At 56.7% G+C, this 21,915-nt stretch carries 18 protein-coding genes and 1 tRNA gene; 15 read left to right on the top strand and 4 right to left on the bottom strand.

What is annotated here, in order from left to right; genetic code table 11:
* Positions 1-6: 6 nt before the first annotated feature.
* The 3 genes from chbR to chbG all read left to right on the top strand — a co-directional run bounded on the left by chbR (position 7) and on the right by chbG (position 3,144).
* A complete protein-coding gene (chbR, locus tag ACTG2S_RS07595) occupies positions 7-834 on the top strand; it encodes a transcriptional regulator ChbR (RefSeq protein WP_069554568.1) in 828 nt (275 codons plus the stop codon).
* A gap of 145 nt (positions 835-979) precedes the next feature.
* On the top strand, positions 980-2,326 hold the full coding sequence (locus ACTG2S_RS07590) for a 6-phospho-beta-glucosidase (protein WP_421249321.1): 1,347 nt from the start codon (positions 980-982) through the stop codon (positions 2,324-2,326).
* A 53-nt stretch (positions 2,327-2,379) separates the two neighbouring features.
* Positions 2,380-3,144, top strand: coding sequence for a chitin disaccharide deacetylase (chbG, locus tag ACTG2S_RS07585; RefSeq protein WP_439982250.1), 765 nt, complete (start codon positions 2,380-2,382; stop codon positions 3,142-3,144).
* Positions 3,145-3,228: 84 nt separating this feature from the next.
* Here chbG and ACTG2S_RS07580 read toward each other — a convergent pair.
* Positions 3,229-3,316 (bottom strand) — tRNA-Ser (locus ACTG2S_RS07580).
* 208 nt (positions 3,317-3,524) lie between these two features.
* Here ACTG2S_RS07580 and ACTG2S_RS07575 point away from each other — a divergent pair.
* From ACTG2S_RS07575 to ACTG2S_RS07565, 3 genes are all read left to right on the top strand, one after another.
* Positions 3,525-4,181 (top strand): Bax inhibitor-1/YccA family protein, encoded by a 657-nt coding sequence (locus ACTG2S_RS07575; RefSeq protein WP_005338308.1) that lies wholly within the window; start codon positions 3,525-3,527, stop codon positions 4,179-4,181.
* A 65-nt stretch (positions 4,182-4,246) separates the two neighbouring features.
* A complete protein-coding gene (gene yccS / locus ACTG2S_RS07570) occupies positions 4,247-6,412 on the top strand; it encodes a YccS family putative transporter (protein ID WP_439982249.1) in 2,166 nt (721 codons plus the stop codon).
* 24 nt (positions 6,413-6,436) lie between these two features.
* Positions 6,437-6,787, top strand: a complete 351-nt coding sequence (locus ACTG2S_RS07565; protein ID WP_019446869.1) for a TusE/DsrC/DsvC family sulfur relay protein — start codon at positions 6,437-6,439, stop codon at positions 6,785-6,787.
* A gap of 111 nt (positions 6,788-6,898) precedes the next feature.
* Here ACTG2S_RS07565 and ACTG2S_RS07560 read toward each other — a convergent pair whose 3' ends face one another.
* Both ACTG2S_RS07560 and ACTG2S_RS07555 read right to left on the bottom strand, forming a co-directional pair.
* Positions 6,899-7,813 carry a Gfo/Idh/MocA family protein gene (locus ACTG2S_RS07560; RefSeq protein ID WP_439982248.1) on the bottom strand — a complete coding sequence of 305 codons (915 nt, stop codon included), beginning with the start codon at positions 7,811-7,813 and terminating at the stop codon, positions 6,899-6,901.
* A gap of 128 nt (positions 7,814-7,941) precedes the next feature.
* Positions 7,942-8,823 carry a LysR family transcriptional regulator gene (locus tag ACTG2S_RS07555; RefSeq protein WP_439982246.1) on the bottom strand — a complete coding sequence of 294 codons (882 nt, stop codon included), beginning with the start codon at positions 8,821-8,823 and terminating at the stop codon, positions 7,942-7,944.
* 105 nt (positions 8,824-8,928) lie between these two features.
* Here ACTG2S_RS07555 and ACTG2S_RS07550 point away from each other — a divergent pair, with 105 nt between their 5' ends.
* The 9 genes from ACTG2S_RS07550 (at position 8,929) to ACTG2S_RS07510 (ending at position 19,343) form a co-directional block, all read left to right on the top strand.
* A complete protein-coding gene (locus ACTG2S_RS07550; protein WP_033113045.1) occupies positions 8,929-9,537 on the top strand; it encodes a short chain dehydrogenase in 609 nt (202 codons plus the stop codon).
* 184 nt (positions 9,538-9,721) lie between these two features.
* On the top strand, positions 9,722-10,246 hold the full coding sequence (locus ACTG2S_RS07545) for a DinB family protein (RefSeq protein WP_184232527.1): 525 nt from the start codon (positions 9,722-9,724) through the stop codon (positions 10,244-10,246).
* A 15-nt stretch (positions 10,247-10,261) separates the two neighbouring features.
* On the top strand, positions 10,262-10,702 hold the full coding sequence (locus ACTG2S_RS07540) for a hypothetical protein (protein ID WP_201947496.1): 441 nt from the start codon (positions 10,262-10,264) through the stop codon (positions 10,700-10,702).
* A gap of 432 nt (positions 10,703-11,134) precedes the next feature.
* Entirely contained in the window at positions 11,135-12,673 is a 1,539-nt protein-coding gene (locus ACTG2S_RS07535; RefSeq protein ID WP_439982243.1) for an OmpA family protein, read from the top strand.
* Positions 12,674-12,690: 17 nt separating this feature from the next.
* Complete coding sequence (locus tag ACTG2S_RS07530) at positions 12,691-14,271, top strand: hypothetical protein (RefSeq protein ID WP_270819235.1); 1,581 nt, start codon at positions 12,691-12,693, stop codon at positions 14,269-14,271.
* Positions 14,272-14,273: 2 nt separating this feature from the next.
* A complete protein-coding gene (locus tag ACTG2S_RS07525) occupies positions 14,274-15,107 on the top strand; it encodes a hypothetical protein (protein ID WP_270819234.1) in 834 nt (277 codons plus the stop codon).
* 344 nt (positions 15,108-15,451) lie between these two features.
* Positions 15,452-16,951 carry a histidine-type phosphatase gene (locus tag ACTG2S_RS07520; protein ID WP_439982239.1) on the top strand — a complete coding sequence of 500 codons (1,500 nt, stop codon included), beginning with the start codon at positions 15,452-15,454 and terminating at the stop codon, positions 16,949-16,951.
* Between the two features lie 374 nt (positions 16,952-17,325).
* Positions 17,326-17,919: a hypothetical protein gene (locus tag ACTG2S_RS07515; protein WP_439982237.1), complete on the top strand. Its 594-nt coding sequence runs from the start codon at positions 17,326-17,328 to the stop codon at positions 17,917-17,919.
* A gap of 71 nt (positions 17,920-17,990) precedes the next feature.
* Complete coding sequence (locus ACTG2S_RS07510; RefSeq protein WP_439982236.1) at positions 17,991-19,343, top strand: KAP family P-loop NTPase fold protein; 1,353 nt, start codon at positions 17,991-17,993, stop codon at positions 19,341-19,343.
* 163 nt (positions 19,344-19,506) lie between these two features.
* Here ACTG2S_RS07510 and ACTG2S_RS07505 read toward each other — a convergent pair whose 3' ends face one another.
* The gene (locus tag ACTG2S_RS07505; protein ID WP_439982234.1) at positions 19,507-21,837 is read right to left on the bottom strand and encodes a YgiQ family radical SAM protein; all 2,331 of its coding nucleotides are present in this window, start codon (positions 21,835-21,837) and stop codon (positions 19,507-19,509) included.
* Positions 21,838-21,915 lie beyond the last annotated feature (78 nt).

The raw sequence follows: 21,915 nt of genomic DNA, 5'->3' as shown, positions 1-21,915 counted from the left end.
CGACTCATGAGCGTTAAAACAATCCGGGAAACCGAACTGTTTAACAACAAACCGTTCCACATGTTCATCTACAACAAACAGGTGAGCGGAACCGGTTTGCACCAGCACGACTACTACGAGTTCACCCTGGTACTGACCGGTCGTTACTATCAGGAGGTCAACGGCAAGCGGGTGCTGCTGGAGCGGGGGGACGTGGTGTTTATCCCACTCGGCTCCCGCCATCAAAGCTTCTACGAGTTCGGCACCACCCGCATCTTCAACGTCGGGATCACTCGTACCTATTTTGACGAGCACTTCAAATACCTGCTGCCGGAACACTTCGTCGCCTCACAGGCCTATCCGCTCAAGAGCGAGTTCCTCAGCTACATCGAGTCGGTGCTGGTCTCACCGGGGTTTAGGGAAGAGGCGCTGACCGAATTTCTCGAAGTGGTGACCTACGCGGTGATGAACCGGCTGCGTCACTACAAGGACACCTCCGCCAGCGATGATCTTCCACTCTGGCTCCATGAAACCGTGGAGCGGATGCACGATCGCCCCCTCTTTGCCGAGGATGCGCTGGCCAACATGGTCTCCCTCTGTGGCAAGAGCCAGGAGTATCTGACCCGGGCCACCCGGCGTTACTACAACAAGACGCCGATGCAGATCATCAACGAGATCCGGATCAACTACGCCAAGATGCAGCTGGAGGTGACCAACAACTCGGTGGCCGATATCGCCTTCGAGACCGGCTACAACGACGTCAGCCTCTTTATCAAAAACTTCAAGAAGCTCACCTCGTTTACCCCCGGCAGTTACCGCAAATATCTCTATCCGAAATTCGAAAGTTCAGCCTGAGACCAGCGAGTTGCTGACCTAAACAACCCGGTTCAAGAGAACCAATCCATTGTCACCAGCCCCTGCCACAGGCGGCTGCGGCCCCTCTCACCCTGATGACTGAGCGGCCACCATCAAACCTAGAAAGATCGATAAAGAGGGATTTATGAGCGAGAAGATCAAGGTAGTCACCATAGGCGGCGGCAGCAGCTACACCCCCGAGCTGGTCGATGGTTTCATCAAGCGCTATGCCGAGCTGCCCATCAGCGAGCTGTGGCTGGTGGATATTCCCGCTGGCGAAGAGAAACTGAACATCATCTTCGACCTCTGCCAACGGATGATCCGTCAGGCGGGCATCCCCATGACCCTGCACAAAACCCTGGATCGCCGCGAGGCACTGGTGGGCGCCCACTTCGTCACCACCCAGCTTCGAGTCGGCCAGTTGCAGGCGCGGGAGAAGGATGAGCGCATCCCCTTGAGCCACGGCATGCTGGGGCAAGAGACCAACGGCGCAGGCGGCCTGTTCAAGGGACTGCGCACCATACCGGTCATCTTCGACATCATCCGCGACGTGGAAGCGCTTTGCCCGGATGCCTGGCTGATTAACTTCACCAATCCGGCCGGCATGGTGACCGAAGCGGTGCGCCGTCATACCAACTTCCGCCGCTTTATCGGGGTGTGCAACATTCCGGTCGGCATGCAGATGTTTGTGCGCGATGCCCTCCAGCTCACCGAGCATGATCACCTCTCCATGGATTTGTTCGGCCTCAATCATCTGGTCTTTATCGGCGATGTGCTGGTCAACGGCGAATCCCGCTTTGACGAGCTGCTGGAAGGGGTCGCCGATGGCAGCCTGACCCGCGCCAGCTCGGTCAAAAACATCTTCGACTTGCCGTTCGACCCCGGTTTTATCCGCGGCTTGCGCCTGCTCCCCTGCTCCTACCTGCGTTACTACTTCAAGGAGAAAGAGATGCTGGGGATCGAGATGGGCGAGTTCTACAAGGGCGGTGCCCGGGCTCAAGTGGTGCAGCAGGTCGAGAAGAAGCTGTTCGAGCTCTACCAGAACCCCGAGCTGTGCGAAAAGCCCAAGGAGCTGGAGCTGCGTGGCGGCGCCTACTACTCCGATGCGGCCTGCGAGGTGATCAGCGCCATCTACAACGACAAGCAGAGCGAGCACTACGTCATCGTGCCCCATCAGGGCCATGTCACCAATATCCCGGCCGACTGGACGGTGGAGATGAGCTGCCTGATCGGGCGTGATGGCGCCATCCCCCACCCGCGCCTCACCCGCTTTGACGACAAGGTGAACGGGCTGGTGCACCTCATCAAGAGCTTCGAGATAGCCGCCGCCAAGGCTGCCATCAGCGGCGACTTCGATGACCTGCTGCTGGCGATGAACCTCAACCCGCTGATCCACTCCGACAACGATGCCCGCATCGTCGCCCGCGAGCTGCTGCTGGCCCACCGCGAACACCTGCCCAACTTCGCCGCCGCTATCGACGCCCTCGCCTGAGGCCAACACGCCCCGCCCGAACTGGCGGGGTGCTTAACCGCAAGGGAATCCTCATGAGCAAAAGATTGATCATCAACGCCGACGACTTCGGCCTCTGCCGCGCCCAGAACTACGGCATCGTAGAGGCGTTCGAGCACGGGGTCGTCAGCTCCACCAGCGCCATCGTCACCTCCCCCGCTATCGCACACGCCGCCTGGCTGGCCGAACGCTTCCCCGAATTGCCAGTCGGGCTGCACTTTATGCTCAGCTGGGGGAAGCCGCTCACGCCGCTCACCTCGCTGGTGAACGAGCAGGGCGAGCTCAACAAGGGGATCTGGCACAAGAGCGAGGCGGGAGAGCTGGATCTGGCCGAGATATCCGGTGAGCTGGCGAGTCAGTATCAGCGCTTTGTCGCGATTTTCGGCAAGCAGCCGACCCATATCGACAGCCACCACCATGTTCATATGTTGCCGACACTCTACCCGCTGGTGGAGGCTTTCGCCAAGGCGCATGGCCTGCCCCTTCGCATCGACCGGGGCGAAATAGCCCGCCACGGCCTGACCGTCACCCACCCGCAGAGCTGCGATCGGTTCGACGACCGCTTCTACGGCACGCAGCTGACCCAAGCCAGCCTGCTGCAACTGCTCGATGAGGCCAGTGAACTGGGGGCCCATTCGCTCGAGATCATGTGCCACCCTTCCTTTGTCGATCTTGAAATGCAGGGCAGCTCCTACTGCCAGCCCCGCCTCAACGAACTGGCGATCCTGACCGACCCGTCCCTGCCCGCCCTTATCGCCGAGCGCGGCTACCGCCTCGCCAGCTATCGGGAGTGGCAATAGCCGCAGGCCATCAGGTGGACCGGTAAAAACCGCAGATACAAAAAAGCCCAAGCGATTGAATCGCTTGGGCTTTCTCTTTGAATATGGCGGAGGAGGTGGGATTTGAACCCACGGATGGTCGCCCATCGCCGGTTTTCAAGACCGGTGCATTCAGCCGCTCTGCCACCCCTCCGAACGGCGTGCATACTACGCTAAGCCCTTGTTCATATGCAATACATATTTCCTGTGGGATAGTGTGCGGGAGCAAAATGGCAGGTGGCTTGAAATTGTTCCTCGTCATCCCTATTTGTTCTACATACAATGCGTAAACATGCAGTAACAAACAGCGATCACGAGGCGGCTGCTCGCCGTCTCACCCGGACATCAAGAGGACACCCAAGATGGATACCCGTTCTATCTACACTGGCACCCAAAGTGCCGTACGCGATACCAACAAGGTGCTGCGTAACACCTATATGCTGCTCTCCCTCACTCTGGGCTTCTCTGCCGTGGTGGCGGGGGTCGCTACCGTGATGAACATGCCGCCGCTGCACTGGGCCGTGTTCCTGATCGGTGTCTACGGTCTGATGTTCCTGACTGAGAAGAATCGCAACAACGGCATGGGGCTGGTCTTCACCTTCGCCCTGACCGGTCTGCTGGGCTATAGCCTGGGCCCCATCATCAACATGTACATGAACAATGGTGGTGGCGAGATCGTGATGACCGCCCTTGGCGGCACCGCGCTCACCTTCTTCGGTCTGTCGGCCTATGCCCTGACCACCAAGCGTGACCTCTCTTTCATCGGCGGCATGCTGTTCGTCGGTTTCTGGGTACTGCTGGTAGCCATGATTGCCAACATTTTCCTGCAGATGAGCGCCCTGAGCCTGGCTCTGTCCGCCATGTTCATGCTCTTCTCCTCCGGCGCCATCCTGCTGACTACCCAGCAGATCGTGCGCGGCGGCGAGACCAACTACATCTCTGCCACCGTCACTCTGTATGTCTCCATCTACAACATCTTCCTGAGCTTGCTGAGCCTGCTTGGCGGCAACCGCAACTAATCAAAAACCCCGCTTCGGCGGGGTAACATCCTGCCCTCGTTTCGTTCAAGGGTTGTTCCTGTTTCATGCCGATGGATCTCTCTGGCCTGCTGCGCCGACTGCTGACCGATAGTCACATCTACTTCGCCCTCAAGGTGCTGCTGGCCATTCTCGGTCTGCTCGCCTTCACCCTGGCCACAGGCAATATCCAACTCACCGTGCTGCTCTCCCTCGGGGTCGTGGCGGGCGCCATCGCCGAAACCGACGACAGCCTGTGGGGACGCCTTAAAAACCTCGCCATGACGCTGATTTGCTTCATGTTTGCGTCCCTGTGCGTGCAGTATCTCTACCCCACCCCCTGGCTGTTTGCCATCGGGCTGGCCAGCTCCACCTTTATCTTTGTGATGGTGGGGGCCCTCGGTGCCCGCTACGCCACCATCAGCTTTGGCTCGCTGCTGATCGCCATCTACACCATGCTGGGGGCCGCCAAGGCGCCGGATCTCTTCTACCAGCCGCTGGCACTCGGCGCCGGCGCCCTCTGGTACGGGCTGGTCTCGTTTATCTGGCTCTGGCTGCTGCCCTACAAGACCCTGCACGAGCAACTGGCCCAGAGCTACTTCGCCCTTGGCCGCTACCTGCTGGAAAAGTCCCGCTTCTTCCCGGCGGACGAGCACGGCGCCCAGGCCATTCGCCACAATCTGGCCCAGCTCAACATCAATCTGGTGAGCGCGCTGACCCTCACCAAGTCGGCCCTCAACGCCCGCCTGAGCCGCCGCCATCCGGCGAGCCCCGAGCTGGCCAGCCTGCTGCGCCTCTATCTTCTGGCGCTGGAGATTCACGAGCGCGCCACCTCCAGCCACTATCCCTACAGCCGGTTGGAAGCGGAGCTCAAGCAAGGCATCGTACTGGAAGGATTTCAGGAGGTGTTCCTGCAACTCTCCGAGGCATGCCAGCGGCTGGGTTACGCCATTCTGGTGCACAAGCCCTACGCCCATAACAAGCGCATCCACTGGACGCTGGAGGCCCTAGGCGATCAGCTGGAGTTCACCAATCTCAAGCAGCACTACCCGAAAACCCTGCTGACGCCGATGAAATTCCTGCGCCGCAATCTGGCCAGCATCAACCAGTTGCTGGGCAGCGCCGAAGTGCTGCAAAACCCCGAGCAGCCGGAGCAGGATCTGCCAGCGCTGGCGCGCCCCCCCCGCCTGCCGCTGCTAGCCCAGCTCAAGCAGCACCTCACCTTGCACTCCATGGTGTTTCGCCACGCGCTGCGTTTGTCGCTCGGACTGGTGATCGGCTACGGCATACTGCAAACCTTTGATATGGATAAGGGCTACTGGATTTTGCTGACCGTGCTGTTTGTCTGCCAGCCCAGCTACAGCGCCACCCGCCGCCGACTGGTGCAGCGGATGCTCGGCACCTTCGCCGGCATACTGGTGGGCATTCCGGTGCTCTGGCTGTTTCCCGAGCTGCACGTTCAGCTGGTGGTGATGGGGCTGGCCGCCTTCCTGTTTTTCACCCAGGTGCGCAACAACTACAGCGCCGCGGTCTGCTTTATCACCCTCTACGTGCTGATGGCGTTCAACCTGCTTGATGGCATCGGCTTTGCCATTCTGGGGCCGCGGCTGCTCGATACCTTGCTCGGCTGCCTGATCTCTTACGGGCTGGTAGCCTGGCTGTGGCCTGACTGGCAGTACAAGCGGTTACCGACCCTGATCGCCAACTCGCTCTCGGCCAACGCCCGCTACCTCTCGGCGGTGCTGGCGAGCCTCAAGCAGCAGCGGGACGAGTCCATCGACTATCGGGTGGCGCGCAAGAGCGCCCATCTGGCAGACAGCGAGCTGGCCACCGCCTGGCAGAGCATGCTGGTGGAGCCGCAAAAGCGCCGCCGCTTCCTCGATCTCTGCTTTACCCTCACCTGGCGCAACCACGCCCTGCTCTCCTACATTTCGGCGCTGGGGGCCCATCGCGACAAGCTGGAGGCCATCAGCGGGCTGGATGAGGTGCGCCACCACATCTGCCACACCCTGGAGCAGGCCGCCGGTCATCTGGCGGGCAACCCCTCCAGCTCCGTCGGTGGTCAGAGCCCCCTTCTTTGCACGGACAGCAGTCCGGACAGCAGCGAGGAGCAGCTGATGCTGACCCAGCAGCTCAACCTGATCAGCGAGCTGGCAGATCAGCTGCTGCATCTGGCCAACGAGAGCCGGTTGCTCACCGGGGATCAAGGCGCTACCATGCCCGCCCAATCCTGATAGCCCCATTAGCGAGGAGCCCTCATGTCTGCGTCCGAAAAACATCAGCTGGAATTCAACGGCCAACTCATCGAGACCGATGCCAAGGGCTACCTGCTCAACAGCAACGACTGGAGCGAGGAGCTGGCACTGGTACTGGCTGCGCAGGAGGGGATCACGCTTGAGGAGCCGCACTGGGAAGTGGTGCGCTTTGTGCGCGCCTTCTATCTGGAGTTCAACACCTCCCCCGCCATCCGCGCACTGGTCAAGGCGATGGAGAAGCAGTACGGCCCCGAGAAGGGCAACAGCCGCTATCTCTACAAACTGTTCCCGGAAGGGCCCGCCAAGCAGGCAACCAAGATTGGCGGCCTGCCCAAGCCGGTGAAGTGCATCTGATCCCATGCATCTCATCCCATAACAACGGGGGCCGCAACTGCGGCCCCCGTTGTTTTTGGTGCGCTACCTTCGCGCACCTCCCATTCATATATCTCAGGCTTCCAGCCAGCCTTATCCCCGCTTGTCAGCCTGCGCCACCAGCTGCTCTGCCAACCGGTGACCGTGCAGGTAGGAGGCGATCAGCTCGCTATCCGCCTTGCCGATTTCAATCTGCTGATACCAGTGCTCCAGCATGGCGGCAAAGCCGCGCTGGGCCAGCACCGGCTGCCAGTCGCTGGGGCTAAGCATCTGCGCCTGCTTGTCGCGGGCGATGATGCCACGGGTGCAGTTTTCAAGGTGCAGGGAGAGATTGTCGCCGTAGGCATCGATGCGCTCCTCGGTGATGCCGGCGCTGCGGTTCATGCTGCCGCTGATGGCGCGATCCCCGCTCTGCCAGCTAACGCTAACCCCGGCCAACAGGCTGCTGTCCTTCGCATCCGGTCGCAATACCGCATGAAAGTCGCCGCCCGGCACGCCGCCATAGAAGCAGAGGCTGTCGAGCACATGGATAAAGTCATCGAACATAAAATCCCGCGCCTTGCCCGGCAGGGCGAAGCGGTGCTTTTGCCAGTTAAGCTCGGTGAGCGGCTGGGCCCGTGCCTCGGCCATGGCGGGCAGATAGCGGCGGTTAAAGCCGGTAAAGAGGGCGCAATCTTGCGCGATGGCGAGGTTGGCCAGCGCTTCTGCCTCGGCCAGATTGTCGCACAGGGGCTTGTCGACAAAGGTGGGGATCCCTGCCCGCAGGCACTGCTCGGCCAGCTCGCGGTGAACGGCGGTGGCGGCGTGGATCATCACGGCGTCGGGGCGACTGGCAAGCAGGGCCGCCACATCGGTAAAGCACTCGGCGACCCGATACTGGCGGGCCAGCTTTTCCAGCACAGATGGATTGCGGGTGCAGAGCAGCGGGGTGACCCGCTCATCGCTCGCCAGCAGCGGCAGATAGGCTTTTTGGGCGATATCCCCCAGACCAATCATGGCAATGCGCATCTCAACTCCTTTTCACTCGATAACGGGACAAGCGGATAACTGCCCGCACCATCGCAGGATTTCTCCCGCAGATCCAGCCTGCCGTTAGCGCACTGGCTGGCGTGTGCAGATCTGTGCAAACGGCGATGTTATCTCGGCATGGCAAGATCGCAGACCGACTTGATCACCTCGGCCAGCCACTCGATGGCGAGATTGCCCTGACTTTTGCGGTGTTTGCCGACCACCACCTCGAACGGCTGGGGCGCTCCGGCCAGCTCCAGCACGCGAAAATCCCCGAGGGCGGCGATAGCTGATGGAATGCAGGCCGCCACGTCATTGACCGACATAAAGGCTTGCAGCGAGGTGTAACAGGGGAGCGTCGCCACCGCCAAGCTGGCGACCTGCTGCGGGCTCATCTGCCCTTCGAAATTGCCGACGCTGTTGGCGAACTGCACAAAGGGGATGGCCGCCATATCCTGCGGGGCCTTGTCCGGCAGATATCGGGAGTCGCGGCGCAGCACGCAGCAGTAGTGATCCCGGCGCAGGGTGGCACGCAGCAACCCCGGGTCGAGATAGGCATCAAAGCCAATCACCAGATCGACCTCGCCGCTGGCCAGCGCGTCCAGATGATTTTCGGTCTGAAAGTCCACCACATCTAGCCGGATGGAGGGTGCCTGACTGCGCAGGGCGCTCGCCAGCCTTGGAATAATAGCGAGCTGGGCATATTCGTTCGCCATCACCCTGAAGGTGCGCTGGCTGCTGGCGGGATCGAAGGGGGCGGCCACAAAAACCCCGTCGATATCGGCCAGGATCTGCTCGAACTTGTCAGCCAGCTCGCAGGCGTAGTCGGTCGGCTGCAACCCGGCACTCTGGCGGATAAAAAGCTCGGCGGGAAAGAGGTCGCGCAGCTTTTTCAGATGGCTGCTCACCCCCTGCTGGGAGATCTCCAGCAGCTCGGCCACCCGCGACACACTCTTGTATCTCACCAGCAGCACCAGCACCCGCATCTGCCTGATATCGATCTTCTCCACCCTTACCTCACCAATTAAAGTTGTATCATATACAAACCACCCATGATTTACATTGTATCAGTGGCTCTCTAACCTTGCAGCTCTTCCAGCAAAGCGAGGTTAACGATGAAAACTGTCATTCTGATTGGTGCTCAGGGGAAAATGGGGCAAGCCGCCCTCAGTGGTCTGGGCAAGCACAAGGTGATCACCGCCAGCCGCTCCGGCGAGGGGTGTGATTTTCAGGTGGATATCACCAGCAGAGAGTCTATCGAGCGGCTCTACCAAAACGTGGGCTCCTTCGATGCGGTGGTCAATACCGCCGGCTATTGCGAATACGCCCCCTTTGGCGAGATGAGCGACGAGCAGTGGCAAACCACCATCCAGAGCAAGCTGATGGGGCAGATAAATCTGGTCAATATCGGCCTCAACTACATCAATCAGGGGGGCTCCTTCACCCTGATCTCCGGCATCCTCAATATCAAGCCGATCCCGCTGGCCATTGCCGATGCCACCACCAGCGGCGCCATCGATACCTTTGTCCAGTGCGTGGCCCACGAGCTGCCCCGCGGCATTCGCATCAATGTGGTCAACCCGACGGTGCTGGAAGAGGCGTGGGACGTATATGGCGAGATGATGCCAGGCTTCCAGCCGGTGCCGGGCGCTTTGGTCGGCAAGGCGTTTGAGCGCTCCGTCGATGGCTTTATTAGCGGTCAGGTGCTCTATGTCGATGCCTGATCCGGTTCAGGTGTGACCCCAATGCCTTTGTAATGCCTTGTCGATGTTTTTCCTCTTCCCCGAAAGCGCCAGCTCTCGGGGCTTTTTGTATGGTGGGGGGCAGAACAGCAGCAGAACGGGTTTCGTATTGAACCCATTTTGGCTAACATGCCGCACTTCACGAAGCGACAAGGGCAAGGACGCGATGAGCAACAAGACACTGCAATCCCTCTTTCACTACAAACGCTGGGCCGATGGCGAACTGCTGGATGCGATCGCCACACTCGATGCGCAGCAATATGGCGAGGCACACCACACCAGCCTCAGGATCTTCAACCATATCCATGTGGTCGATACCATCTTCCAGGCCAATCTGCTGGGGGAACGCCACAGCTTTACCGCCACCAATACCCCGGAGACGCCGACCCTCACCGCACTGCGTGGCGCAGTCACCAAGCTGGATAACTGGCTGGTGGATTACGTCACGTCGCTGAGCCCGCAAGAGGGGGCAACCCCGCTCTCGTTTCGCTTTGTCGATGGTGACAAGGGGCAGATGAGCCGCGATGAAATGCTGCTCCATCTGGTGACTCATGGCGGCTATCACAGGGGAGCCATCGGGCGGATTCTGGTGCAGTGCGGCATCACGCCGCCGCGCGATACCCTGACCACTTTTTTGCATCGCAGCGAGCCGGAGCGACGTGGCCAAGATAGCGCGTCACTGGCGCAATAACGGAGTCTTGCCCTTATGAATCGTCCTGTATGTATTTCTCATCCGCTGCTGCTCGCGCTGCCATTGCTGCTAGGTGGCTGCGCTGCCGCCATCGATCACTATTCGGGGCGCTTTCGCGAGACCCTGACACAGGGACAACCCCGAGAACATATCCGTGCCGAGTTGGGCGAACCGCAGCCTTGTACACAAGGCCAATATCTGGATACGCCGCAGGTCAAGGGGTGCGATCGTTTTACCGTGCTCGGCAAGATCCATAAACGCGCTGACGGCAATGGCCAGGCCACGGCGAGCGCCGTGACATTGGGGCTGGGGGAGCTGATCCTGGTGCCGATGACAGTAGCCGGGGTCGCGGCGGACTACACCCAGCGCCACACCATTACCGTCTATTACGATCGGGACGATCACTACCTGTTTCACACCCTGCAGAACGCCAAGGGGCAGGAAGTCAGGCAGTAGGTTGCCATCGCCCATGATCCGTCTTGACTGTATCTCAAACCAATATGACCCGAAGAGAGCTGACATTTCACGAACCACATGAGAGCCCCTCCCGTCACCAATAAAAAACAACTTGATAACAGATTTTAAAAGGCGAAGCTTTTCTGATGGTTACATCACTTTTACTCTCGCTTGCACAGCTTCATTTGGCTTATCATAGCCACTCGATACCTATAAGAACGCATAGATATTGCCTCTTCTGATAATCAGGTCATATAAGACACAGCAATTGAAGTGAATTAATGCATTGAGCGCTGATAATCAAAAGCTGCCAGCGCTAATGCGTCCAAAGTCAATAGCTGTCGATATTTTACCGCCCCCGAAGAAGCTTTGATGCCGACTTTATTGGTATGTCTAAATCTCGCTATTAAATAAAAATGGCAAGGAATAGCTATGGATAAATCGTTTCGTCTTGCGCCTATCAGCTGTGTGCTGATCGTGGCTGTTGGTTGCAGTTCTCAGCAGATGCAGAATTTCAAATCTACTGTCAATGACATTGGCAAAGATTACGGTATGCCGGTTCTTTGTGGGGCTGGCATTATAGCCGGGGGCGCTGCAGGCTACGCGCTCAACGGAAAGAAAGGTGCTGTTGCAGGGGGCGCCATCGGGGGGGCGCTAGGCTGTGCTGCAGGCTATATGTGGCAGTCACGGCTACAAGAGCTTGACCGGATAGCCAAGGAAGAAAATCTCAACATTGCCACCGAGAAACTGACCGTTGCCGAGCCATCTGCAGTTACGGGAGTGCCACAGGATGCAGGACTGGTAGCTCAGATACACGATTCCGGCATGTTTGCAATTGGCTCTGCTCAATTGACAGAGAGCGGTCTGCGAGTGGTCACAAAACTGGCCCAGCTCTATTCCAAACCCGCCGCCGCTGACGCCTCGAATGCGCGCCGCATTCTCCTCGTCGGCCACAGTGACGCCACCGGCCCTGCAGAACTGAATCTGCGACTGTCCGAGCAACGGGCAAGAGCCGTCGGCAAGATCTTGGTCGCATCGGGTATCCCGGCCTCTTCCATTTATTATCAAGGTGCTGGTTCTTCTCGCCCTATAGCAGACAACAGTGATCCCTTGCTTCGCGGTCAGAATCGCCGGGTCGAAATTGTAGAACTGGCAAACGAGCAGGCCTTGGTCATGCGAGCCCAATCCGAAGAGAGCAATACCCGATATCTGCGTTATGGGACTTCCGAGACCGCCAAACCTCGTGTGGCTGCGACCAGACCTGCGGCTCAGTCCGCAAGCGGTTCAGGCAAGGTGACGACCACGTCGCAAACAGCACCTCGTCACACAACAGCCAAGCAGAGCGCTCCAGACACCAGCATGGCCAAGGCCGCCCCCAACGCCAAGGCAGCAGTGGACTTCGGCGGCAAGCCTGCTGAAACCTATCAGTGGAACATGGCTCAGAACATCAAGCCCAAAGCGAGCGGTTTTGCACTCATTAGCAGCGCATACGCAAGCGACATGCCGATGTCGAGCTGTGAGGCAGATAAGCCGCGCAGTGCTGGCCAGGTACTGAGCATGGCGGACGACAAACCTCTCCCACGTCATGCCACCAAGGAGTACATGCCCGGCTATAACAATCGTGTCTGGGCCAATACCGTCAACGGCCACCTGGTGACTGTTTCTCCGGTTTCCATCTTGCGTGACAACGCCAAGGTCGATCGTCAACCGATCCTGCAGGTGGTTCAGGGTTACAAATCTTCGAATCAGAAGAAGCCTCAAACCCTCAAGGCGGTGGCCAACACCTATGAGGGAGAAAGTGAAGTGCTTTACCGCGTCTTCACCAGCGATCCCAAGGCATCTGTGTCCTGCATGGATCTCGTGTTCAGCAAAGGCAACGCCCAGGTAAGCCAGGGAGCCCTGTTCTATCCGGCAGGTTCCGAGGCTTATGTTGCCTCCTACAAGCCCATTCCCGCCACCCATTCCAAATAAGAAAACGGAGAAACTTAGTGGAAGACTTTTCTTTGGCAGCGCTCAAAGCGCTGATCCTCGCCAACCAGATGCTGACCGTTGGCCTTGTTTCATTCCTCATCAGTGCCGTTGTGGTATGGCGGCATTGGGAGAATGTCTCCTACTTCCTGATCCGGGTATGGCACAGCCTCCCTCTCATCGGCACCGTTGCTCGCCTAGCGCGCAAACCCGCATCGGTCGATGGAAATGGCTGGATCAACCATGAAGTGACCCTGTCCAATGTGTATTACCGCGAATACAAGAAGCATTTAAAAGGAACAGATGCCTACAACGCCTCCCTCGACTACCTGGCCAAGGCAGGAGAGGCTGGTCGTTCCCCGCGCCCTGCGTGGGTTCTGGCCTTGGTGCTAGTACTGGTACTGGTCGAGGCAATGGGGTTTGCCTACGTGCTCGCAGGTTGGATGAACATGGATGCATCAACCAATGACCGTCACCTGCTGGCGGCCGCGACTGCGCTATTGCTTGCCGTCGCATCCGCATTTCTAGCGGAAGTTGCCGGGCACTCCCTGCATCACAACAGTCTGATAGCCCGTGCGCGCCACTGGTGGCAAGGGGAAGAGCCATCCAAACGCTCTCGTACCCTCAAGGCAAACAAGGCCATCAATCTGGAAGACTCCTTCTCGGATTCTGACAAACCTGACTATGAACAGCTGCTGGCACGCCTGAAGGATGTGAATTCCAATGTTAGCCGCAAGTTTGTCTGGCTGATTGTCTGTGCTTCATTTGTTGCCTGCATGGCTGTTGGCGCCTTCGTGGTACGCTCCGCGACCCTCGATAGCATCGAAACCGAGATGGTCAACAACATGCGTGCAGAAACAACGGCCCAGCATGACAGCAGCATGAGTTCGCCATTTGACCTGCCGGAAGAGTCTCAGGCAATCAACAACGAGGCGGAAGAAGCCACCATCGAAGACAAGATGCAGGCAATCCGTGAGGCCAGCCTGACCACCTACGTCATGCTGTCGCTCATCTACATCGCCATCCAGGGGATCAGCATCTGGCTTGCCAGCAAATACCATTTTGCGGGCACCCATTCCAAAACAGCCTGGCGTCTGACTCACGAGTATGCGACTGCCGAGGAGATGCTGGACGCGATGGACCAGCAACGCACTGCCATTGCCAGCCATGCCGATGACAAACTCCGCCGTTTGCAGACCCTGTTGTCGAGCCGTGACCATACCAACTCTGCTGTGCTAGGTGCGCTGGAAGGGGAGAAATCTGCCCGTCGTAACTTCCTGGCCTTTATTGAAAGGCCGAGCACTGTACCATCCAAGGTTGCCCCTCAGGCAACTCCGGCAGCGCAAGCCGAGGTTGCACCGGCCGTACAACCTGCGGTTGCTCAAGCAGAAACGGAGGTCCTATCAACCACTGATGCCCCCAGCCAAGCCGGACCTAGCGTCAAGGCCGCCGATTTCCATGATGTCACTGGCCTGCCCGAAGAGAGCCTGGCCGCGGCCAGCCGCGCACTGGGTGTTGATGAAGCTCAGTTGCGTGATATCCGTGAGCAGCAGATGGCCCTCAAGACCCTGGGCCTCTTTCCCGCCAAGCAGAGTGCCTAATCGTGAAGATCACCCATATATTGCTACTGGCGTTGACGCTGCCTTGTGCAGCGTTGGCGGCCGAGCGTAACGACATACAGAGCTGCTATGAGCGTAATGGCCTGGCCGACATGAAACCTGCGGGCACCGGCCGCGAGCTGGTAGTCATCATCGACCAGACCATTCCGATGCCTGAAGACCTGCAACGAAGCAGTTGGGGGCAGATCGAACGGTTCGTCCAAGCCGGTGATCGCGTCAAGCTCTATACCTTCTCCGCCTTCTTGCCTGGTGAATACCTTCGCCTGACTTATGCGGGGCAACTGGATATGCCGCTGGAAGGGGAAGTCCGGGACGATGTCAGCATGCGTAAATTGCGCGGTCTGGACACCTGCCTGACGACGCAGACCAAGGTCTTTCGTAACGGCTTTGGCAAACAGTTCGTGAAAGCACTGCGTGATGCCCGCCAAGACATCCCCAAGAGCGAAATCATGAACTCGCTGCGAAAAGTGGGTGAGGATATGAAGGCCGAGCAAGGCGTCAGTGACCGCGTCGTGTTCCTCATTTCGGACATGCTGGAGCACTCCGATTACACCAGTTTCTATGCCACCAACAAGATCAAGCAGCTCAATGTCGGCAACGAGCTCAAGCAGGCCAAGAGCAAGGGGCTGTTTGCCGATCTGCAAGGCGCTCGAGTCTACGTCACGGGCGCCGGTCTGGTGACAGACGCGGTGAAACATGCCTATCGTTCCGGCAAGACCATGGATGCACTTGGTGACTTCTGGTCACAGTACTTCGAGCACTCCGATGCCACTCTGGTGAACTTCGGAGCCCCCAGCCTGAGCACGGATTTGCAGTAACCGTCACATCCACAGGCAGAGCTCCACGCTTCAACCCCATCACACAAGGGCGACCAACCGGTTGCCCTTGTTATTTTCATTGCTGCCCACCTTCTCCCTGCGGGATCGCGTTTTTATTGCCATCTGATTGCTCCTGCCAAACACGTCATGAACGGGCCCCAAGCCCATCTACCGGGCAGGCCAAAATAACAGAAGCGCTCCCTGATGGGCATGCTCGCCACGTCTGTCCCCTTGCTTACTGCTTTATCAGAAGTCATCAGCCTGTCATCTGGCTGACATCCCGCGGTCATTTTCAAGCCATAGAGTTTTTCACTTATTTTTCATATGGATAGATAAGGAACATCATGACTTTCCCGCGCTCTTCTTATGTGGCTTTGGCCGTCTCGCTGGTCTTGCTTGGTGGCTGCCAGTCAGAGAATGAATCGTCTGCCGACAGCCAGGACAAAACCGCCTATCAATACAGCACCAAAGCGGTCTACAGCCCGCAACAGCAGGCGGAGAGCTACGAGCCAGCGCCCCAGGGGTTCAGCCCGGTCTTTACCGAGATGGTGGCTCGCCACGGCTCGCGCTCCCTCTCCAGCCCGAAATATGACGTGCTGACCAAGCTGGTATGGGAAGAGGCGCAGCGTCAGGGGGCGCTCACCACTCTCGGGCAGGGGCTGGGAGGCAAGGTCGATCTGGTGACGGCCGCCAACCAGAAACTGGGTTATGGCCTGCTCTCGGCGCTGGGCAAGGAGGAGCACGCCAATCTCGCCACCCAACTGGCGGCGCGGCTGCCGACCCTGCTCAACAGCAGCGAGCCCCACTGCATCAAGGTGGTCACCTCGGGCAAGGACAGGGCCAACGAAAGCGCCTTCTACTTTATGGAGAGCCTCAAACGCAACGTGAGCTATGTCAGCGACTCGGCGCAGTGCTACCTCACGCAGGATGACCCCTCGAAGATCGACAAAAAGCTGGTCAACAAGTTCGAGCTCTACTTCCACAAGACCACACCCGAGGGGGATTACGCCCGCTACCTGCCCGCCTATGAGAGCTACCAGCGCTTTATCGGCGACGAAGATGCCGGGATCGCCCCGGCCCCCGAGCTGACCAGGGCGCTGGATCAGCTTAAAAACCTGAGCAAGACCAAAGAGATGGCCCGCAGCATGCTGGAGCGTATCTACAGCAAGGGCTTTGTCGACTATCTGGCGGGCGGCGTCGAGTTTGTCGCCGTCAACCCGGAAGATGGCGGCATGACCTATGTGCGCGACGAAGTGGATGCCGCCCTGATGCTCTACAACCTCTTTATCATCGGCCCCGGCATGATCCGCGAAGCGCAGGCTCAGGGCAGCGAACCCTGGGCGCTGGAGCAGTTCCTCACCCCGGAAGAGTCTGCCTGGTTCTCCTACCTCTCCGATGCGGAAGATTTCTACGAGAAGGGGCCGAGCTTTGCTAACCAGAGCGCCCCCTACGCCATTGCCCAGCCGCTGCTCGACGGCCTGTTTGGCGAGGTGCAACGTCAAGTGGTGGAAGGCGAGCAGAGCAGACGGGCCACCCTGCGCTTTGCCCACGCCGAAGCCGTTATCCCCCTCGCCGCCCTGATGAAGCTGGAAGGGAGCCGTCAGGGGGCCAGCCCGGATCAGCTGTTCAGCCAGCAGAACAACGAGTGGCGCGGCGGCTGGGTCTCCCCCTATACCGCCAATATTCAGTGGGATATCTACCAGAACGGGCAGCGGCAGGTGCTGGTCAAGATGCTCTACAACGAAAAGGAGATCGCCTTTAAAACGGGCTGCCAGCCCTACCAAAGCGGCAGCCACTACTACGACTTCGAGGAGCTCAAACGCTGCTACGGCTATAACGGCTAGCCCCTCGCACGCCGGATATGGCAATCACCAGGGGCGACCAGCAGGTCGCCCCAATTCACTCCCCTTCCCTGCTTGCCAAAGCGGGATATGGCTATAAAGCCGCCTTCCGGTTCCATTTGCTGATCAAGCGCAAAAAATGATTAATTTCTGATAGTTAAGTTATTTAATGACTCGCCTCGGCAGTTTCGTTTGGCTTACCATAGCCATCCAGAACCTGTTGAGCTGCGATGGGTTACAGCCAGCGCGGGTCAAGGGAGCATATTGGAAGCTGCAATCCACGGGCGGTAGCGTGGAAGCTCCACTCCGAAATGAAGGAGACTCAAAATATTCCTTCACTGCGTTAATATCACTGAAATAATTAATTGTGAGAAACAATGAAAGTCAATAGTTTTTACTTAGAGCTAAGAGGCGATTTACTGAAAGTTATTAGTGGAGTGGAAAATTCAGGTGGATGTATTTACTGGGATAATACAACCCCTAATTACATGATTAAGAATAAACTGGAAAACATATATAGTACTTATTTTAAGCTAGCATCAAAACATTTCGGAATATATAAGGTGACTCGGCATACCAGTTGCCATAACAAAGGTCACTATAATGTTGATGATGGGTACCCAACAACAAATGAACATGGCATATCAGTAAAATACAAAGACCCCATGTACATATGGACAGGCATTCAACTTTATCAAGGTGAACGAAAATGCATATGTCCTTGCGATAAAGAAAACAAAGTATCCACTCACACTGTTATAGATGAAATAATTTATCGAAAAATAAATAATCACAAGGCGGACACTAAAAAAATCACTGAAATTCTCAGCGACATACTGATTGCAATAGACAATTCTGAGGATAGAAAACCGAGATCAGCCATCAGGGAACGCTTACTAATGGCCATTATTAGAATAAATGACCAACTTCTTCCAATGCCCATGGATGAGTTTATCAAAAAATATTTTTAGTCATGCAAAATTAAAGTTCACGGTCAGCAATCGCAGTGTAAAGATTTTTTCTATCGATAAAAAGGAATGATATGAAATTCGTAACACCCAGCCTTGTAATTGAACAGGGTGATGGATTTAAGAATGATGTGCTTCAGAGAAAATATTTTGGTCAAGCTTTATCAAATATGGTAACAAGAACTACAGATGACCTTGTAATATCCATTGATGGTCAATGGGGAGAAGGTAAGACAACTTTCGTTAAGATGTGGCAAGGGCTTTTGAAAGAAAATGGAGTTCCTAGCATATACATTGATGCATTTCAGAATGACTACACTGATGATGCCTTTATATCAATAGCCAGTTCTATAAATACATATGTAGAACAATACGCTCCCGAAACTGAGGCTAAAGCCCATTTTTCAGATAAGGCAAAAAAAGTAGGTATTCGCCTTCTCTCGTGGAGTGCAAAAATAGGAATAAAGGCGGCTACTCTTGGTGCTATCAAGGGCTCAGATATCGAAGCTCTGTCAGAAATAGGGAGTGATATTGCTTCTGACACATCGGAAAGTATTTCTGCATTAATTCAAGAAAGACTGAGCTCACATACAAAAGAGAGTGAGCTTATTCAAAGCTTCAAAGAGTCATTGTCAGAAATTCCAAACGCTATAAAAGAAAATAGAAGTGGGCGTTTAGTTATTATTATTGATGAATTAGACAGATGTCGACCATCATTCGCTGTAGAGATCCTTGAGAAAATTAAACATTTTTTCTCCGTAAAAAATGTTGTTTTTGTTCTGGTTATGCATAAATCACAGCTAGAAGAAGCGATTAAGTCTGTATATGGTGAAAATATTGATGCTCACACTTATTTACATAAATTTATAAACATTGAAACTTCTCTTCCCAAAAGATTAAATAGCTATCATGGCCATGACATAAGCGCCTATATAAATAGATTGCTACAATTGCATGAACTAGAACTATGGGGAGATGAACATAATATACATGATTGTCTAAAGCCTCTCGGTCAACACTTCAATTTATCACTCCGACAACTAGAAAAGGTTTTTACAAACCTAGCTATTATTTACAGTACATCAGAAAAAAACCATCTCAGATTGGTTCCTATTATTACTTTCGTAAGCACGCTAAAAGTAGTTAATCCGGGATTATTTAAAAAAGTTTCCCAAGGTAGCATTTCCTATACTGCGCTGAGCTCTGCAATTGGCCTATCGAATGAAGATGAATCCATTATGGACACCGCTCTTTCTTGGATGATGAATTGGGTTAGATACACGATATTATCTGATCAAGAATATGAAGCAATCGATGGTACAGACAAAATAAAAAAATTAGATCAAGCGTATTGGCAATATAATATTGAACGAAAAAGAATCATTCAAATATTTTGTGAAAAATTATGTCTATTTAAGATCAGTTAATCATTGAGAAATAATATAACTAAATAGAGAATACTGTAATAACTTTAAAATAGCCTGCACCCACTACATTAATCATTCTCCATACACTCCATATAATACGTTCAAATAAAAAGGCGACCATCTGGTCGCCTTTTTATTTCTATCGCTTTCCAATCAGGAAAACTTACCGCGCCGGTCGCTTGGCACCATTCCCTTTGGCAGCTGGCTTGCCGCCCTGAGTTGCGGGCTTGGCAGAGCCAGCGCGGGTCGGCGCTTTGCCCTTATGGGCGGGTTTGCCGGCAGGTTTGCTTTTACCCGCACTCTTGCCTTCGGCCGGTTTGCCATTAGCCGCCCCTTTCTGCAACTGGGAGCCCACCGGCTTGCCACCCGTCGGCTTGTTGCCTGCGCCGTTGCCGCGTTGATGGGCAATGTTACTGTGGCGAGTCAGGGCCGGTTTCATGCCCTTGCCGCTGGCGGCGCGCTCGTTGCGCCCTTCTGCTGGCACCAGACAACCGGGGCCGTTGCCAATCAGGTGGCCTTTGCCCATGGCGAGCAGGGCTTCGCGGATCATCGGCCAGCCAGCGGGATCGTGGTAGCGCAGCAGCGCCTTGTGCAGGCGGCGACGGCGCTCGCCCTTGGCGACGAACACATCACCCCCCTCGCGACTCACCTTGTTTAACGGGTTTTTCTCCGTGTAATACATGGTGGTGGCGTTGGCGAGCGGCGACGGGTAGAAGTTCTGCACCTGATCGAGCTTGAAGCGGTTCTCTTTGACCCAGAGCGCCAGATTGATCATGTCTTCATCGGTGGTGCCCGGGTGGGCTGAGATGAAGTAGGGGATCAGGTACTGCTGCTTGCCCGCCTCTTTCGAGTATTTGTCGAACAGCTCCTTGAACTGGTAGTAGCTGCCCATGCCCGGCTTCATCATCTTGGAGAGCGGCCCCTCCTCGGTGTGTTCCGGCGCGATCTTGAGGTAGCCGCCGACGTGGTACTTGGCCAGCTCCTTGATATAGCGGGGATCTTCCACCGCGATGTCGTAACGCACGCCGGAGGCGATCAGGATCTTCTTGATCCCCTTGAGGTCGCGCGCCTTGCGATAGAGGTTGATGGTCGGGCTGTGGTCGGTGTCCATGTGCGGGCAGATGGTGGGCCAGACACAGGAGGCTCGACGGCAGGTCTGCTCGGCCTTGGGGCTCTTGCAGCGCAGCTTGTACATGTTGGCGGTAGGGCCGCCGAGATCCGAGATGACGCCGGTAAAGCCCGGCACCTTGTCGCGGATATCTTCGATTTCTTTGAGGATCGACTCTTCCGAGCGGCTCTGGATGATGCGCCCTTCGTGCTCGGTGATGGAGCAGAAGGAGCAGCCGCCAAAGCAGCCGCGCATGATGTTGACCGAGGTCTTGATCATCTCGAAGGCGGGGATCTTCTCGTTGCCATAGGCCGGGTGCGGCACCCGCTGGTAGGGCAGGCCGAAGACGCCGTCCATCTCCTCGGTTTCGAGCGGGAAGGCGGGCGGGTTGACCCAGACGATGCGATCGCCGTGAGCCTGCGACAGGGCGCGGGCACAGCCGGGGTTGGTCTCGTGGTGCAGAATGCGCGAGGCGTGGGCGTAGAGCACCTTGTCCTCTTTCACCCGCTCGAACGCCGGCAGCTTCACATAGGTTTTTTCCCACGGCTTGGGCTTGGCCGGCTGCACCAGCACAGGCTGGGCTTCCTGCGCGGCAGGTGCCGCGTCGGTGGCGTCATCCGAGCAGGGTGCCCCTTCCATATAAGGGTTCATGATGGGATCGATACGGCCAATCTGGTCGAGCTTGCTCGAATCCACCCCTTTCCAGCCCGGCAGCGGCTCCTTGCGGATGACGGCGGTGCCGCGAATATCCTGCATGGTGTCGATGGTCTCCCCCGCTGCGATGCGGTGGGCCACCTCCACCAGCGGCCGCTCGGCGTTGCCGTAGATGAGGATATCGGCCTTGGCATCGAGCAGGATGGAGCGGCGGATGGTCTCGGACCAGTAGTCGTAGTGGGCGATACGGCGCAGGGAAGCCTCGATGCCGCCGATAACGACGGGCACCTCCTTGAAGGCCTCCTTGCAGCGCTGGGTATAGACCAGGGTCGCGCGATCCGGCCGCTTGCCGCCCACATCCCCCGGGGTGTAGGCGTCGTCGTGGCGCAGCTTTTTGTCGGAGGTGTAGCGGTTGATCATGGAGTCCATGTTGCCCGCGGTCACCCCGAAGAAGAGGTTCGGTTTGCCCAGACGCATAAAGTCATCCTTCGATGACCAGTCCGGCTGGGCGATGATGCCGACCCGAAAGCCCTGCGCCTCCAGCATGCGGCCGATGACCGCCATGCCGAAACTCGGGTGATCCACATAGGCATCCCCCGTCACCAGAATGACGTCGCAGCTGTCCCAACCGAGCTTGTCCATCTCTTTGCGGGACATGGGCAGGAAGGGCGCCGTGCCGTAGCACTCGGCCCAATAGCGGGGATAGGAGAAAAGGTTGGGTACCGGCTGCATTTTAAACACCTGGAAAAATTCGGGTCGCGCATTATACCGGTTGCGGCCAAGGGGGGCGATGGCTTTTTGTCCCTATAG

The organism is Aeromonas sp. 82P, assembly GCF_051919365.1.
GTDB classification, from domain to species: domain Bacteria; phylum Pseudomonadota; class Gammaproteobacteria; order Enterobacterales; family Aeromonadaceae; genus Aeromonas; species Aeromonas veronii.
This window is presented reverse-complemented; position numbering and strand designations above follow the sequence as displayed.

Bases quoted from the DNA above. Each gene is read 5' to 3' on its own strand.
- chbR (WP_069554568.1), top strand. From the start codon at position 7: ATGAGCGTTAAAACAATCCGGGAAACCGAACTGTTTAACAACAAACCG.
- ACTG2S_RS07590 (WP_421249321.1), top strand. From the start codon at position 980: ATGAGCGAGAAGATCAAGGTAGTCACCATAGGCGGCGGCAGCAGCTAC.
- chbG (WP_439982250.1), top strand. From the start codon at position 2,380: ATGAGCAAAAGATTGATCATCAACGCCGACGACTTCGGCCTCTGCCGC.
- ACTG2S_RS07575 (WP_005338308.1), top strand. From the start codon at position 3,525: ATGGATACCCGTTCTATCTACACTGGCACCCAAAGTGCCGTACGCGAT.
- yccS (WP_439982249.1), top strand. From the start codon at position 4,247: ATGCCGATGGATCTCTCTGGCCTGCTGCGCCGACTGCTGACCGATAGT.
- ACTG2S_RS07565 (WP_019446869.1), top strand. From the start codon at position 6,437: ATGTCTGCGTCCGAAAAACATCAGCTGGAATTCAACGGCCAACTCATC.
- ACTG2S_RS07560 (WP_439982248.1), bottom strand. From the start codon at position 7,813: ATGCGCATTGCCATGATTGGTCTGGGGGATATCGCCCAAAAAGCCTAT.
- ACTG2S_RS07550 (WP_033113045.1), top strand. From the start codon at position 8,929: ATGAAAACTGTCATTCTGATTGGTGCTCAGGGGAAAATGGGGCAAGCC.
- ACTG2S_RS07545 (WP_184232527.1), top strand. From the start codon at position 9,722: ATGAGCAACAAGACACTGCAATCCCTCTTTCACTACAAACGCTGGGCC.
- ACTG2S_RS07540 (WP_201947496.1), top strand. From the start codon at position 10,262: ATGAATCGTCCTGTATGTATTTCTCATCCGCTGCTGCTCGCGCTGCCA.
- ACTG2S_RS07535 (WP_439982243.1), top strand. From the start codon at position 11,135: ATGGATAAATCGTTTCGTCTTGCGCCTATCAGCTGTGTGCTGATCGTG.
- ACTG2S_RS07520 (WP_439982239.1), top strand. From the start codon at position 15,452: ATGACTTTCCCGCGCTCTTCTTATGTGGCTTTGGCCGTCTCGCTGGTC.
- ACTG2S_RS07515 (WP_439982237.1), top strand. From the start codon at position 17,326: ATGAAAGTCAATAGTTTTTACTTAGAGCTAAGAGGCGATTTACTGAAA.
- ACTG2S_RS07510 (WP_439982236.1), top strand. From the start codon at position 17,991: ATGAAATTCGTAACACCCAGCCTTGTAATTGAACAGGGTGATGGATTT.
- ACTG2S_RS07505 (WP_439982234.1), bottom strand. From the start codon at position 21,837: ATGCAGCCGGTACCCAACCTTTTCTCCTATCCCCGCTATTGGGCCGAG.